Annotated in this window: 13 protein-coding genes and 1 riboswitch; of the genes, 8 read left to right on the top strand and 5 right to left on the bottom strand. The window is 71.9% G+C overall.

All coding sequences use genetic code 11. From position 1 onward, the window contains the following. Window positions 1-45: 45 nt before the first annotated feature. Window positions 46-1,008 (top strand): carbohydrate-binding protein, encoded by a 963-nt coding sequence (locus tag ACFZP7_RS15940; protein ID WP_030978755.1) that lies wholly within the window; start codon window positions 46-48, stop codon window positions 1,006-1,008. Between the two features lie 73 nt (window positions 1,009-1,081). Here ACFZP7_RS15940 and ACFZP7_RS15935 read toward each other — a convergent pair whose 3' ends face one another. The 3 genes from ACFZP7_RS15935 to ACFZP7_RS15925 form a co-directional block, all read right to left on the bottom strand. Next, complete coding sequence (locus ACFZP7_RS15935) at window positions 1,082-2,014, bottom strand: 1-phosphofructokinase family hexose kinase (RefSeq protein WP_019326658.1); 933 nt, start codon at window positions 2,012-2,014, stop codon at window positions 1,082-1,084. A 131-nt stretch (window positions 2,015-2,145) separates the two neighbouring features. After that, the gene (nagA, locus tag ACFZP7_RS15930) at window positions 2,146-3,291 is read right to left on the bottom strand and encodes an N-acetylglucosamine-6-phosphate deacetylase (RefSeq protein ID WP_127442549.1); all 1,146 of its coding nucleotides are present in this window, start codon (window positions 3,289-3,291) and stop codon (window positions 2,146-2,148) included. Further along, window positions 3,291-4,253 carry an ROK family protein gene (locus ACFZP7_RS15925; RefSeq protein WP_385638457.1) on the bottom strand — a complete coding sequence of 321 codons (963 nt, stop codon included), beginning with the start codon at window positions 4,251-4,253 and terminating at the stop codon, window positions 3,291-3,293. The genes nagA and ACFZP7_RS15925 overlap by 1 nt, the downstream gene beginning before the upstream one ends. 201 nt (window positions 4,254-4,454) lie before the next feature. On the opposite strand from ACFZP7_RS15925, the gene ACFZP7_RS15920 reads away from it, so the two are divergent. The 3 genes from ACFZP7_RS15920 (at window position 4,455) to otsB (ending at window position 6,954) form a co-directional block, all read left to right on the top strand. Continuing rightward, entirely contained in the window at window positions 4,455-5,720 is a 1,266-nt protein-coding gene (locus tag ACFZP7_RS15920) for an extracellular solute-binding protein (RefSeq protein ID WP_029393628.1), read from the top strand. A gap of 35 nt (window positions 5,721-5,755) precedes the next feature. Continuing rightward, entirely contained in the window at window positions 5,756-5,980 is a 225-nt protein-coding gene (locus ACFZP7_RS15915; RefSeq protein ID WP_019326654.1) for a DUF3263 domain-containing protein, read from the top strand. 104 nt (window positions 5,981-6,084) lie between these two features. After that, on the top strand, window positions 6,085-6,954 hold the full coding sequence (gene otsB / locus ACFZP7_RS15910) for a trehalose-phosphatase (RefSeq protein ID WP_019326653.1): 870 nt from the start codon (window positions 6,085-6,087) through the stop codon (window positions 6,952-6,954). 80 nt (window positions 6,955-7,034) lie between these two features. Here the strand turns inward: otsB and ACFZP7_RS15905 are convergent, their stop codons facing one another. Then, window positions 7,035-8,438: a trehalose-6-phosphate synthase gene (locus ACFZP7_RS15905; RefSeq protein WP_029393627.1), complete on the bottom strand. Its 1,404-nt coding sequence runs from the start codon at window positions 8,436-8,438 to the stop codon at window positions 7,035-7,037. Between the two features lie 116 nt (window positions 8,439-8,554). Then, window positions 8,555-9,499 (bottom strand): glucosyl-3-phosphoglycerate synthase, encoded by a 945-nt coding sequence (locus tag ACFZP7_RS15900; protein WP_046248920.1) that lies wholly within the window; start codon window positions 9,497-9,499, stop codon window positions 8,555-8,557. A gap of 149 nt (window positions 9,500-9,648) precedes the next feature. Continuing rightward, window positions 9,649-9,796: riboswitch (SAM riboswitch) on the top strand. A gap of 18 nt (window positions 9,797-9,814) precedes the next feature. On the opposite strand from ACFZP7_RS15900, the gene thrC reads away from it, so the two are divergent. From thrC to groL, 4 genes are all read left to right on the top strand, one after another. Further along, window positions 9,815-11,128 (top strand): threonine synthase, encoded by a 1,314-nt coding sequence (thrC, locus tag ACFZP7_RS15895; protein WP_030978736.1) that lies wholly within the window; start codon window positions 9,815-9,817, stop codon window positions 11,126-11,128. Continuing rightward, window positions 11,125-11,400 carry a MoaD/ThiS family protein gene (locus tag ACFZP7_RS15890; RefSeq protein WP_019326649.1) on the top strand — a complete coding sequence of 92 codons (276 nt, stop codon included), beginning with the start codon at window positions 11,125-11,127 and terminating at the stop codon, window positions 11,398-11,400. Before thrC ends, ACFZP7_RS15890 begins: the two co-directional genes overlap by 4 nt. A 407-nt stretch (window positions 11,401-11,807) precedes the next feature. Next, window positions 11,808-12,011 (top strand): cold-shock protein, encoded by a 204-nt coding sequence (locus ACFZP7_RS15885; RefSeq protein ID WP_004929928.1) that lies wholly within the window; start codon window positions 11,808-11,810, stop codon window positions 12,009-12,011. Window positions 12,012-12,329: 318 nt separating this feature from the next. Next, window positions 12,330-13,955, top strand: a complete 1,626-nt coding sequence (gene groL / locus ACFZP7_RS15880) for a chaperonin GroEL (protein ID WP_019326648.1) — start codon at window positions 12,330-12,332, stop codon at window positions 13,953-13,955. Window positions 13,956-13,981: the final 26 nt, after the last annotated feature.

Genomic DNA, 13,981 nt, shown 5'->3' with positions numbered 1-13,981 from the left:
CGACCCGTACCGCACACGCAACGCATCTGGTTAGGAGACCAAGGGATGACGCCCGGCAACAACGGCGCGAGCACGCCCGAGGACGACGACCCCTTCGGCTACCTCTACGCCGACGGGCAGGCCAACGGGGCCCAGCCGCCGTCCGGTGGCTACGGCTACCCGAACTCGGTCAACCGGGTGCGTCCCGTCGGCACACGGCAGTACGGCGGCCCGGCGCAGGGCCAGGCCGCCCCGCCGCAGCAGGGCGTCTACGGCCAGCCGCAGGGGACGTACGGGCAGCCGAACGCGCACTACGCGGCGCCGGAGACCTTCCCCGGCGGTGGCGGCCCCGGGGCCCCGCAGCAGCCGTCGGGACGCGGCGGGGGCGGCGGACGCCGCGGCCCCAACACCAAGGGCCTGCTGATCGGCGCGGTCGCGGTGGTCGCCGCGGTCGTCGTCGGTATCGCCGTGGCCATGACGAGCAGCAGCTCGGAGGACGACAAGGGCGGCAACGAGGCGGGCGGCGACCCCGCGCCCACCCAGTCCCAGAGCGCCGACCCGAGCCCGTCGGCGAGCGGGAGCGCCGAGGAGGAGGTGGAGCTTCCCTCCATCGAGGCGAAGGCGATGCGGCTGGGCGGCTCGGCCTCCCTCGCCTCCGAGGTGAAGGGCGCCGAGTCGGACGGCGGCGTCTACGTGGCCAACCTCAACCAGCCGGGCGCCTCGGTCACCTGGACCGTGGACGGCATCCCCGAGGACGGGCTCTACACCCTCTTCACCACCTACAGCGCCGCCGGCGAGGACCAGTCGATGACCTTGACGGTCAACGGCAAGCAGTTCGGCAGCAAGCTGAACCTGGGCAACTTCACCGGGGCCGAGGACGGCGACTTCGCCAAGGGCTGGACCAAGACCTACGCCTGGCCCACCCTCAACAAGGGCACCAACACCATCACCCTGTCCTGCGCCGACGGCGACAAGTGCAACGTCCTGCTGGACCAGTTCTCCCTGAAGAAGGGCCAGGTCAAGGACTAGGCCCTGTCGTCACACTCCCGTCTGCCGCGAGGCCCGCCCTCCCGGGCGGACGACGTGAGTGTGACGACAGGACCTAGGCGGCGTCGGCCTCCGCGGTCACCGCGACCCCTCGGCCGAGCAGCTCCTCGTACGCCGCCCGGTCGAACTCGCCCGCCACCGGCGACAGCACCGTCGCCGCGGACAGGGCGACCGCGCGGGCCAGGCGGTCCGGCCAGGGCAGGTGCTCCACCAGCCCGGACAGCAGCCCCGCGACCGCCGAGTCGCCGGCGCCGGTCGGATTGCCGCGCACCTGGGCGGGCGGCGCCGCCCGCCAGCGGCCCTCCGGGGTCTCGGCGAGCAGCCCGGCGGCCCCCAGCGAGGCCACCACCGAGCGGGCGCCGCGGCGCCGGGCCGCCTGCGTGGCCCGCAGCGGCTCGTGCGAACCGGTCAGCTCGGCCAGCTCGTCGGCGTTCGGCTTGATCAGGTCGGGCCGGGCGGCGACTCCCCGGCGCAGCGGCTCCCCGCTGGTGTCCAGCAGCACCGGCACCCCCGCCGCACGGGCGGTGCGCACCAGACCGGCGTAGGCGCCCACCGGCACACCGGGCGGCAGGCTGCCGCACAGCGCCACCGCTGCGGCACCGGCCAGCAGGCCCTCGTACGCCTCCTGGAAGGCGTTCCACTCGGCGGGTGCGACGACGGGGCCGGGTTCGTTGAGCTGGGTGGTGTCGCCGGTGCGCTCGTCGACGACGGCGACGGTGCGCCGGGTGGCGCCCGCCACGGGCACGAGCGCGTCGACCACCCCGGGCACACCGGCGAGCGAGGCGCGCACGGTGGCACCCGTGGAGCCGCCCGCGAATCCGGTGACCGTGACCGGGTGCCCGAGGGCCGCCAGCACCCGGGCCACGTTCAGGCCCTTGCCGCCGGGACGCTCGGTCACCTCGGTCACCCGGTGCGAGGCGTGGGGCCTCAGACCCGGGACGCGGTAGGTGATGTCCAGCGCGGTGTTGAGCGTGACGGTGAGGATCACCGTGCCGACCTCCCCCGATCGTCTGCGGCTGGTGTGCCCGCGGAGCCGTGCTCCACGACACGATCATGCCAAACGGGGGGCGGTCGGCCCAGCCCCCGGATCCGGCCGCCGGGGCCGGATCCGGGGACGGATCAGCCCAGTCGGGGATCGACCACCCAATCGCCCCGGCGCATCACACCCACCACGTCGAACGCGTCGTCCAGCACCACCAGATCGGCGTCCTTGCCGGCCTCCAGGGAGCCGATCCGGTCGTCCAGGCCGAGCAGCCGGGCCGGGTTGGCGGAGATCGCCGCGACGACGTCCCCGACGGGCAGCCCGTCCACCGTCACCGCCCGCTTGAAGGCGCGGTCCAGGGTGAGCGTGGAGCCCGCGATCGAGCCGCCCTCCACCAGCCGGGCCACGCCGTCCGCGACCTCGACCTCCAGCGGGCCGAGCAGATAGCGGCCGTCGCCGAAGCCGGCCGCGTCCATCGCGTCGGTGATGAAGGCGACCCGGGCGGCTCCCGCGTGGTGGAAGGCCAGCTGGAGCGCGGCCGGGTGCAGGTGGGTGCCGTCGTTGATCAGCTCGACGGTGATCCGCTCGTCCTCCAGCAGCGCCGTGATCGGGCCCGGGGCGCGGTGACCGAGCGGCGGCATCGCGTTGAACAGGTGCGTGGCGACCGTGGCGCCCGCGTCGATGGCCTGCACCGTCTGCTCGTACGTCGCGTCCGTGTGCCCGACGGCCGCGATCACGCCGTGCTCGGTGAGCAGCCGTACGGAGTCCAGGCCGCCCGGCAGCTCGGTGGCCAGCGTCATCATCTTCGCGTGGCCGTGCGCGGCGTCGACCAGCTTGCGGACCTCGGCCGGGTCCGGGTCGCGCAGCAGCTGCTCGTCGTGGGCGCCCTTGCGGCACGGGGAGATGAACGGCCCCTCGAAGTGGATGCCGGCGATCTCGCCCTGCTGGGCCAGCTCGGCGAGCATCCCGGCGTGCCGGGCGAGGAAGTCCAGGTCGCCGGTGACGGCGGAGGCGACCACCGTGGTGGTGCCGTGCCGCCGGTGCGTCTCGACGCCCTGGAGGACGTCCTCGGCGGTGCCGCCGGCGAAGGAGGCGCCGCCGCCGCCGTGGTTGTGGAGGTCGACGAAGCCCGGGACCACCCAGTGGCCGGACACGTCGACGACATCCGCCCCGGGGGGAGCCGTGTCCGCGATCCGCGTGCCGTCGACGATCACGCGGCCGTCGTCCACGGTCCCGGTGGGCAGTACCACCCGGGCACCGGCGAGAACCTTGCTTGGGGCCATCAGGTGGTTACCTCCGGAGGAGTCGTGGTCGTGGGGGTGGTGCCGTCCGGGCCGGTACCGTGCGGGCCCGGGCCGTGCGGGTCGGCGCCGAGCAGGTCCCAGGCCAGCAGCCCGGCGCCCAGGCAGCCGGCGGTGTCCCCGAGCGCCGCGGGGACGATCCGGGGCAACTTCTGGAAGGTGACGCGCCGCCGGACGGCGTCCCGCAGCGGTGAGAACAAGGTTTCCCCCGCCTCGGCCAGGCCGCCACCGATGATCAGGACGCGCGGGTCCAGCAGAGTGAGCGCGGTGACCAGTCCGTCGGCGAGCGCGTCCACGGCGTCCTGCCACACGGCGAGCGCCCGCGGGTCCCCCGAGTCGACGGCCTTCGCGCAGTCGGCGGCGTCCGCGTCCGGGTCGCCGCACGCCTCGGCCCACGCCTGGCTGACCGCCGACGCGGACGCGAACCGCTCCAGGCAGCCGCGCTGCCCGCAGGGGCACGGAAGGCCGCCGGGCCGTACGACGACGTGGCCGATCTCCCCGGCGAAGCCGTGGGCGCCCGACTCGACCCGGCCGTCGATGCCGATGGCGCCCGCGATGCCGGTGCCCAGCGGCACGAACAGGAACCGGTCGGCGCCCTTCCCGGCCCCGATCCGCCCCTCGGCGAGCCCGCCGGTGCGCACGTCGTGGCCGAGGGCGACCGGGACGGAGCCGAGCCGCTCGCCGAGCAGCGCCCGCAGGGGTACGTCGCGCCAGCCGAGGTTGGCCGCGTAGACGGCGGTGCCGTGCTCCTCGTCGACGATGCCGGGGACCGCCACGCCCGCGGCGCGGGCGGGCTCGCCGAACCGGTCGACGCCCAGGGCGCGCAGCTCGGCGGCGAAGTCCAGGATGCCCTCGACGACCGCGTCGGGCCCGCGATCGCGGCCGGTGGCCCGGCGGGCCTGGTGCAGCAGCTCGCCCCCCGGCCCCGCCAGGGCGGCCTTCATCCCGGTGCCGCCCACATCGAGGGCGATGACATGTCTCACGGGGACAGTGTGGCCCGTCGACCCGGGAGAGGTCTAGTCCACTGACGTGGTGTAGACCTTAATCCGGTAACCGGACAAGCGCACAAGCGCGAATCCGCGAACGAGTGAAAAGCAGCGCGAGCAGTGCACGACGCGGGTCGTCGGCAGGGTTGGGGAATCAGGGTGCAGCGGCGTAGAACAGGAACGATCGCGGTGGTGTCCGCACTGGGCATGACGGCGGTCCTCGGCGGCTGCGGGCTCACCGGCGATTCCGGCGAGGTGACGCTGAAGCTGGTCGCCGCGGACTACGGCGACAGCAAGGCCAACTCCTCCCAGGGCTACTGGGACGAACTGGCCAAGGCGTACGAGGCCAAGAACCCCGACGTGAACGTCGACGTCACGGTTTACTCCTGGAACGACGTGGACCGGAAGGTCCGCGAGATGGTCGAGGCCGGCGAGGCGCCCGACCTGGCCCAGATCGGCGCCTACTCCGACTACGCGGACCAGGGCCTGCTCTACCGGGCCGACGACGTGCTCTCCATCCCGGTCCAGGCGAACTTCGTCTCCCAGCTCTCCACGGCCGGCCAGGTCAACGGCGCCCAGTACGGTCTGCCCTTCGCGGCCTCCACGCGGGTGCTCTTCTACAACAAGACCCTCTTCGACAAGGCCGGCATCACCCCGCCCAAGAGCTGGGACGACCTCGCCGACGCCGCCGAGGCGCTGGAGGCGGAGGGCGTGAAGTACCCGTACGCGCTGCCGCTGGGCCCCGAGGAGGCGCCGGCCGAGACCATGCAGTGGATGCTGAGCGGCGGGGGCGGCTACACCGACGACGTCGGCACCTACTCCATCGACTCCCCGCAGAACGTCACCACCTTCACCTGGCTGCGGGACGAACTGGTCGCCAAGGGCCTGACCGGCCCCGTCGCCCCCGGCAAGCTCGACCGCGCCGACGCCTTCGCCGCCTTCGCGAACGGCGAGGTCGGCATGCTCAACGGGCACCCCACGCTGATGAAGGCGGCGTCCGACAAGGGCGTGAAGTACGGCATGGTGACGACCCCCGGCGTCGAGGGCGCGAGCAGGAACACCCTCGGGGTCACCGACTGGATGACGGCCTTCAAGAAGAACGGCCACCAGGAGGAGATCGGCGACTTCCTCGACTTCGTCTACAACGACGAGAACGTCCTCGACTTCTCCCGCCGCTACGACCTGCTGCCGGTGACCACCTCCGCCTCCCAGACCATGAGCACGGCCAAGGAGGACCAGGACCTCAAGCCCTTCCTGGACGAGCTGCTGCTCTCCGAGCTGTACCCGGTCGGCAAGACCTCCTGGGCCGCGGTCAGCGCGGACATCAAGAAGCGCATCGGCCAGGCCGTCGCCCCCGGCGCCAGCCCCAAGGAGGTCCTCGGCCAGATCCAGGCCACGGCGATGCGGGCGGGCAGCGCGGAGTAGGGCCGGTGTCGGCGGCGGGCGGTACGGTGCCGTACATGGAGCTGGGACGCAGGGAGCTGGACATCCTCGCGCTGGAACGCCGGAGCTTCTCCGGCCCCGGCGCGAAGGAGCGGACGATCCGCGAGGAGCTGGGCCTGGCCCCCGTCCGCTACTACCAGCTCCTCAACGCCCTCCTGGACGACCCCCGCGCCCTGGCCGCCGACCCGGTGACCGTGAACCGGCTGCGCCGGGTGCGGGAGTCGCGCCGCTCGGAGCGGTGAGGGCGGCGCACGCGGTGACGGTGCCGAGGGGGCGGTGAGGCGGTCGCGGTGCCGAGGTCGCGGTGATGAGGTTCCCTTCCGCCGGAGCGGGATAGGTTCGCCGTATGGGCAGCCACCAGGAAACCATCCGTGACGACTCCCCGGACCACCTGCCGACCCCCGCGACGGCGGCCGGGCGCCAAGGGCTCGACGCCCTGCTCGCCGACCCCGGCCGCGCGGTGGTCGCCCTCGACTTCGACGGCACGCTGGCCCCCATCGTCGCCGACCCCGACCGGGCCCGCGCCCACCCGGACGCCGTACCGGCCCTCGCGGCCCTCGCCCCGAAGGTCGCCGCCGTCACGGTGATCACCGGCCGGCCGGCCGAGGTCGCCGTCCGCAACGGAGGCTTCGCGGACGTCCCCGGCCTCGACCACCTCGTCGTCCTCGGCCACTACGGCGCCGAACGCTGGGACGCCGCGACCGGCGTCCTCACCACCCCCGACCCGCACCCCGGGGTCGCCGTCGTCCGTGCCGAGCTGCCCGGCCTCCTGGAGCGGTCCGGCGCGGGAGAGGGCGTCCGGACCGAGGACAAGGGCCACGCGGTCGCCGTCCACACCCGCCGCGCCCCCGACCCCCGGGCCGCCTTCGACGCCCTGCGCGCCCCGCTGACCGACCTGGCCGCCCGCAGCGGCCTGATCGTCGAACCCGGCCGCATGGTCCTGGAACTGCGCCCGCCCGGCATGGACAAGGGCGCCGCCCTCCGGGACCACGTCCGCGAACTGGGCGCGGGCGCCGTCCTCTACGCCGGCGACGACCTCGGCGACCTCCCCGCCTTCGGCGCCGTCGACACTCTCCGCGCCGAGGGCACCCCCGGCCTCCTGGTCTGCAGCGGCAGCGACGAGGTCCCGGACCTGCGCGAACGTGCCGACGTGGTGGTCGACGGCCCGGAGGGAGTGGTGCGCCTCCTGCGCGCCCTGGCGGCCCGCCTCACGTAAGCCGCCTCCTGCGGCCTGCGGCGGGGGAGGCACGTGTGGGCGCGGGCCGCACCCCGTGACGCGGGGTGCGGCCCCCTCGCTCAGTCCCGCAACGCCCTCAGCTGCTCGAGGAACCACTGCCCCGGCGGCAGGGCGGTCCCCGCCGCGGCCAGCCGCTTCGACCGCTCGGCCCGCTCCCCGGCCCCCACCGACAACGCCTCGTGCAGAGCCTCCGCCGTCCCGGAGACGTCGTACGGATTCACCACCACCGAGTCCTCGCCCAGCTCCTCGTACGCGCCCGCCTCCCGCGACAGCACCAGCACGCACCCCTCGTCGGAGACGACCGGCACCTCCTTCGCGACGAGGTTCATCCCGTCCCGGACGGGGTTGACCAGCGCCACGTCCGCCAGCCGGTACGCCGCGAGCGACCGCGCGAAGTCGTCCTTCACGTGCAGCACGACCGGGGTCCACCCCGCCGTACCGAACTCCTCGTTGATCGACTCCGCCACCCGCTGCACCTCGGCGGTGTAGTCCCGGTACACGGCGAGGTCCTGCCGCGACGGGTAGGCGAACGCGACGTGCACGACCCGCTCCCGCCACTCCGGCCGCCCCGCCAGCAGTTCCCGGTAGGCCAGCAGCCCCCGCACGATGTTCTTGGACAGCTCGGTCCGGTCCACCCGCACGATGGTGCGGCGCGCCCCGCCCTCGGGCGCCGTGCCGATCTCCTCGCGCAGCGCGGCCATCCGCTCGTCCACGTCGGCCCGGTGCGACCGCTCCCGCAGGAAGTCCGCGTCCGCTCCCAGCCCGTGCACCCCGATCCGGGTGTCGCCGACCCCGCCCACCAGCGCGTCACAGCACGCGGTGAACGCGTCCGCCCAGCGCCGGGTGAGGAACCCCAGCCGGTCCGCGCCCAGCATCCCCCGCAGCACCTGCTCGGCGATGTCGTCGGGCAGCAGCCGGAAGTAGTCGACCGGCGCCCAGGGCGTGTGCGAGAAGTGGCCGATCCGCAGGTCCGGCCGCAGCTCGCGGAGCATCCCCGGCACCAGCGTCAGGTGGTAGTCCTGCACGATCGCGACCGCGCCCTCGGCGGCCTCCTCGGCCAGCGCCTCGGCGAAGGCCCGGTTGTACTTCTCGTAGGAGGCCCACTGCAGCCGGAACTCCGCGTCGAAGACCGGCTCCAGCGGTGTCTGGTACAGCATGTGGTGCACGAACCACAGCACCGAGTTCGCGATCCCGTTGTACGCGTCCGCGTGCACGTCGGCCGGCACGTCCAGCATCCGCACGCCGTCCTCGCCGACCCCGCGCCGCACCGCCTCGCGGTCGCCGTCCCCCAGCGCGGAGCACACCCACAGCGCCCCCGCGTCCGGCCCGATGGCCGACAGTCCGGAGACCAGCCCGCCCCCGCCCCGTTTGGCGTCGAGCGAACCGTCCTCCCGCACCTCGTACGAGACAGGCCCCCGATTGGAGGCGACCAGCACCTGAGCAGCACCGAAGCTTGCAGCCATACGCCTCAACCTAGCCCGGCCCCGAAAACCTCAAACGTGCCCACCGACCACTTCGGCGCCGATTCGGTCACACCCGGCGCCGGCCGGACGGCGTCGTCGGTCGAGGTGTCCCGGCGTCACGCGACCCGTCGGGTCGCGTACTCCGCTATCTGGATCATCGGAGGGCGTTCCTCCGTGTCCACGGAGTACGTGCGCGGCTCGAAGCCCTCGGCGCCGCGTTCGAACTGGGTGAGGGTGGGGCGGACCAGGTGGCCGCGGGCCAGTCGGAGCTGGGCGGTGCGGTAGATGGCGGCGGACATGCGGCCCAGTGCCTGGCCGTCCTGGTGCCGGTGTCTGCGGACGCCGACGTCGACCTGGGCGAGGGCGTCCAGGCCCACCAGGTGCAGGGCGTCGACCAGCATCCCCAGCTCGACGCCGTAGCCGACGGGGAAGGGGAGCCGTTCGAGCAGGGAGCGGCGGGCCGCGTACTCGCCGCCGAGCGGCTGGACGAAGCCGGCCAGCCGCGGCCAGTGCATGTTGAGCAGCGGGCGGGCCATCAGCTCCGTGACCCGGCCGCCCTGACCGGGGGCCGCGCCGAGCGGACGGTCGTACATGGCCTTGACCAGGTGCACGTCCGGGTCGGTGAGGAGCGGGCCCACGATGCCGGAGACGAAGTCGGCGCGGAACTCGCGCAGGTCGGCGTCGACGAAGCAGACGATGTCGCCGCCGGTGACCAGCAGCGAGCGCCACAGCACCTCGCCCTTGCCCGGTACCGCGGGGACGCGCGGCAGGATCGCGTCCCGGTGCACGACCCGGGCGCCGGCCGCCGCGGCCACCGCCGACGTGCGGTCCCGCGAGCCGGAGTCCACCACCAGCAGTTCGTCGACGAGCGCGACCCGCTCCATCAGCTCCCGGCGGATCACCGAGACGATCTCGCCGACGGTCTCCTCCTCGTCGAGGGCGGGCAGCACCACGCTGACCGTCTGGCCGCCGGCCTGCTTGGCGGCCAGGAGCTGCTGGAGGGGCCGGTCCGTCACGGACCAGGAGCGTGCGGCCAGCCAGCGCTCGACTTCATCCAGCACGGTCAAAGGCTCCCTCTGTGATCCATCTCGCGGTTCGGACGACTATCTCAACAGTCATGGCCGTCGGTTACAGTCTTGAACAACGCGGGTGACCATCGCATGCCGGGGTCGCCGCGTGACCTGCGACCAACAGATCAACAACTGAACACCGCTCATCCAGAGGGGCAGAGGGATACGGCCCGATGAAGCCCCGGCAACCCTCCAGTCGGTTCTTGTCACACGGACGTGGCGAGGCTCCCGGCTAGGGAAGGTGCCAAATCCGTCTCACGGCGAGATGCGTCGTGAGGAAGATGAGGAGAAAGGGCCTCGCCTCACATGGCTGTGCAGACTGTCGAAAGCACCACCGACACCACCGCTCCCACCCCCTCCGCCGCCTCCCCGGTCGACCTCGGTCCCGCCGCGGCGCTCTCCTGCCGCGAATGCGGTCACCGCGTGCCGCTCGGCCCGGTCTTCGCCTGCGAGGAGTGTTTCGGCCCGCTGGAGATCGCCTACGACTTCTCCTCGTACGACGCCGAGGAGCTGCGGAAGCGGATCGAGGCGGGCCCCGCGAACATCTGGCGCTACGCGCCGCTGCTGCCCGTCCCCGCCGACGTGGCGACCAAGCCGAACATCAACCCGGGCTGGACCAAGCTGGTCAAGGCCGACAACCTCGCCCGCGAGCTGGGTGTCGAGGCCGGCAAGCTCTTCGTCAAGGACGACTCCGGCAACCCGACGCACTCCTTCAAGGACCGCGTCGTCGCCCAGGCCCTGGAGGCCGCCCGCGCCTTCGGCTTCACCACCCTCTCCTGCTCCTCCACCGGCAACCTGGCCGGCGCCGTCGGCGCCGCCGCCGCCCGCGCCGGCTTCCGCTCCTGCGTGTTCATCCCGCACGACCTGGAGCAGGGCAAGGTCGTCATGGCCGCCGTCTACGGCGGTGAGCTGGTCGGCATCGAGGGCAACTACGACGACGTGAACCGCTTCTGCTCCGAACTGATCGGCGACCCGGCCGGCGAGGGCTGGGGCTTCGTCAACGTCAACCTGCGGCCGTACTACGCGGAGGGCTCCAAGACCCTCGCCTACGAGATCTGCGAGCAGCTCGGCTGGAAGCTGCCCGACCAGATCGTCGTCCCGATCGCGTCCGGCTCCCAGCTCACGAAGATCGACAAGGGTCTGCAGGAGCTGATCAAGCTCGGGCTGGTCGAGGACAAGCCGTACAAGATCTTCGGCGCCCAGGCCGAGGGCTGCTCGCCGGTGTCCACCGCGTACAAGGCCGGGCACGACGTCGTACGCCCGCAGAAGCCGGACACCATCGCCAAGTCGCTGGCGATCGGCAACCCGGCGGACGGGCCGTACGTCCTCGACATCGCGCGCCGCACGGGCGGTGCGGTGGAGGACGTGACCGACGAGCAGGTCGTCGACGCCATCAAGCTGCTCGCCCGCACCGAGGGCATCTTCGCGGAGACCGCCGGCGGCGTGACGGTGGGCGTGACCAGGAAGCTCGTCGAGAGCGGCCTGCTCGACCCGTCGAAGACGACCGTCGTCCTCAACACCGGCGACGGCCTCAAGACCCTCGACGCGGTGGCCGGCACCGGCCTCACCGCCACCATCCGACCCAACCTGGACTCCTTCCGAGAGGCTGGCCTCGCATGAGCGTGACCGTTCGTATCCCGACCATCCTGCGCACCTACACGGGCGGGCAGGCCGAGGTCAGCGCCGACGGCGCCAACCTCGGCGAGGTCATCGCCGACCTGGAGAAGAACCACACCGGCATCGCCGCCCGCGTCCTGGACGACCAGGGCAAGCTGCGCCGCTTCGTCAACGTCTACGTCAACGACGACGACGTCCGCTTCGAGCAGGGCCTGGAGACCGCGACGCCGGACGGCGCGGGCGTCTCCATCATCCCGGCGGTCGCCGGCGGCTGACACGCCTCGTAGTGCCCATTGCCCCCTCCGTGAGAGAAACGGAGGGGGCAATTCCATGTGATTGAGCGCGGTAGAGTTGGGGAACGCGCTCCCGATCGACAGATCCGGATCCCTGAATTCCTGCTTTGCGTCCGACAAGATGCAGCCAAAGTGTGAGCGTATTTCGCGGCTTTTGTGCCCTTTGCGTCACCCGACTTGACCCGAATTCAGGCGAAAGTTCGCCATATTCCGGGCCGGGTGCGTCCAGATTTCTCGTCCGATTGACCTGTTGCAGACGGCAGTTGGACAGATACATTCAGCCGCGGTCGACGCGTTCCGGCGCACGCCCCCAGTCGTTGGGGGGTGAGGTCTGACCCGGGTCCGCGAAGTGTGGATCTGTGCAAGGGCCAGTAATAGGGGAGTTAGGCATGGCTCAGGGCACCGTCAAGTGGTTCAACGCGGAGAAGGGGTACGGCTTCATCGCGGTCGACGGTGGTGCGGATGTTTTCGTCCACTACAGCGCGATCCAGATGGACGGTTACCGCACCCTCGAAGAAGGCCAGCGGGTCGAGTTCGAGATCTCGCAGGGTCAGAAGGGCCCGCAGGCCGACATGGTCCGCCTCAGCGCCTGAGACGTTCGGCCACCGCAAGCGAACGGTTCTTCTCCGAAGGGCCCGCACCCCAGCCGGGGTGCGGGCCCTTCGGCCTGCCCGTCCCTTGTTCGCGGGTGGCTGACCGAGGGGTCGGATCCCCCGGAGGCGCTTGCACTCGATGGGGGCGAGTGCTAATCATTGGCGTTAGCACTCTGAAGGTGAGAGTGACAACGAAGGACCGGGTCGGTGAGGCCCGCGGGCCGGGTGGGGAAGGAACCACGAGGCCGGCGAGCCGTCCGTCGCGGGCGCGGGCGCGGTCCGAAGGAATCACCCCCAGTCCTGGAGGGACCACTTCACATGGCCAAGATCATCGCGTTCGACGAGGAGGCGCGGCGCGGCCTCGAGCGCGGCATGAACCAGCTCGCGGACGCCGTCAAGGTGACGCTCGGCCCCAAGGGCCGCAACGTCGTCCTCGAGAAGAAGTGGGGCGCGCCCACGATCACCAACGACGGCGTCTCCATCGCCAAGGAGATCGAGCTCGAGGACCCGTACGAGAAGATCGGCGCCGAGCTGGTCAAGGAAGTCGCCAAGAAGACGGACGACGTCGCCGGTGACGGTACGACCACGGCGACCGTTCTCGCCCAGGCCCTGGTCAAGGAAGGTCTGCGCAACGTCGCGGCCGGCGCCAACCCGATGGCCCTGAAGCGCGGTATCGAGAAGGCCGTCGAGGCCGTCTCCGCCGCCCTGCTGGAGCAGGCGAAGGACGTCGAGACCAAGGAGCAGATCGCCTCCACGGCCTCCATCTCCGCCGCCGACACCCAGATCGGCGAGCTGATCGCCGAGGCCATGGACAAGGTCGGCAAGGAAGGCGTCATCACCGTCGAGGAGTCCCAGACCTTCGGTCTGGAGCTGGAGCTCACCGAGGGTATGCGCTTCGACAAGGGCTACATCTCGGCGTACTTCGCCACCGACATGGAGCGTATGGAGGCCGTCCTCGACGACCCGTACATCCTGATCGCCAACTCCAAGATCTCCAACGTCAAGGACCTGCTCCCGCTCCTGGAGAAGGTCATGCAGTCGGGCAAGCCGCTGCTGATCATCGCCGAGGACGTCGAGGGCGAGGCCCTGTCGACCCTGGTCGTCAACAAGATCCGCGGCACCTTCAAGTCCGTCGCCGTCAAGGCCCCGGGCTTCGGCGACCGCCGCAAGGCCATGCTCGGCGACATCGCCATCCTCACGGGCGGCGAGGTCATCTCCGAGGAGGTCGGCCTCAAGCTGGAGAACGCGACCCTGGACCTCCTGGGCCGCGCCCGCAAGGTCGTCATCACCAAGGACGAGACCACCATCGTCGACGGCGCCGGCTCGACCGACCAGGTCAACGGCCGCGTCAACCAGATCCGCGCCGAGATCGAGAACAGCGACTCGGACTACGACCGCGAGAAGCTCCAGGAGCGCCTGGCGAAGCTGGCCGGCGGCGTGGCCGTCATCAAGGCCGGTGCCGCCACCGAGGTCGAGCTCAAGGAGCGCAAGCACCGCATCGAGGACGCCGTCCGCAACGCGAAGGCGGCCGTCGAGGAGGGCATCGTCGCCGGTGGTGGCGTGGCCCTGCTCCAGGCCTCCCAGGTCTTCGAGAAGCTGGAGCTGACGGGTGACGAGGCGACCGGCGCCAACGCCGTGAAGCTCGCCCTGGAGGCCCCGCTGAAGCAGATCGCCGTCAACGGTGGTCTCGAGGGCGGCGTCGTCGTGGAGAAGGTCCGCAACCTGACCGTCGGCCACGGCCTGAACGCCGCGACCGGTGAGTACGTCGACATGATCGCCGAGGGCATCATCGACCCGGCGAAGGTGACCCGTTCCGCGCTGCAGAACGCCGCCTCCATCGCCGCGCTGTTCCTCACCACCGAGGCCGTCATCGCCGACAAGCCGGAGAAGGCCGCCGCCGCCGGTGCTCCGGGCGGCATGCCGGGCGGTGACATGGACTTCTGATCGACCGGTTCCGGTTGATCGGCCGT

The organism is Streptomyces sp. SudanB5_2050 (genome assembly GCF_964272335.1).
Classification (GTDB): domain Bacteria; phylum Actinomycetota; class Actinomycetes; order Streptomycetales; family Streptomycetaceae; genus Streptomyces; species Streptomyces rochei.
The sequence above is the reverse complement of the archived record's forward strand: the minus strand, read 5'-3'. Positions and strand labels throughout refer to the sequence as shown.

Coding starts and splice junctions, on each gene's coding strand:
- ACFZP7_RS15940 (WP_030978755.1), top strand. CDS start 46: ATGACGCCCGGCAACAACGGCGCGAGCACGCCCGAGGACGACGACCCC.
- nagA (WP_127442549.1), bottom strand. CDS start 3,291: ATGGCCCCAAGCAAGGTTCTCGCCGGTGCCCGGGTGGTACTGCCCACC.
- ACFZP7_RS15925 (WP_385638457.1), bottom strand. CDS start 4,253: ATGAAGGCCGCCCTGGCGGGGCCGGGGGGCGAGCTGCTGCACCAGGCC.
- ACFZP7_RS15915 (WP_019326654.1), top strand. CDS start 5,756: ATGGAGCTGGGACGCAGGGAGCTGGACATCCTCGCGCTGGAACGCCGG.
- otsB (WP_019326653.1), top strand. CDS start 6,085: ATGGGCAGCCACCAGGAAACCATCCGTGACGACTCCCCGGACCACCTG.
- ACFZP7_RS15905 (WP_029393627.1), bottom strand. CDS start 8,438: ATGGCTGCAAGCTTCGGTGCTGCTCAGGTGCTGGTCGCCTCCAATCGG.
- thrC (WP_030978736.1), top strand. CDS start 9,815: ATGGCTGTGCAGACTGTCGAAAGCACCACCGACACCACCGCTCCCACC.
- ACFZP7_RS15890 (WP_019326649.1), top strand. CDS start 11,125: ATGAGCGTGACCGTTCGTATCCCGACCATCCTGCGCACCTACACGGGC.
- ACFZP7_RS15885 (WP_004929928.1), top strand. CDS start 11,808: ATGGCTCAGGGCACCGTCAAGTGGTTCAACGCGGAGAAGGGGTACGGC.
- groL (WP_019326648.1), top strand. CDS start 12,330: ATGGCCAAGATCATCGCGTTCGACGAGGAGGCGCGGCGCGGCCTCGAG.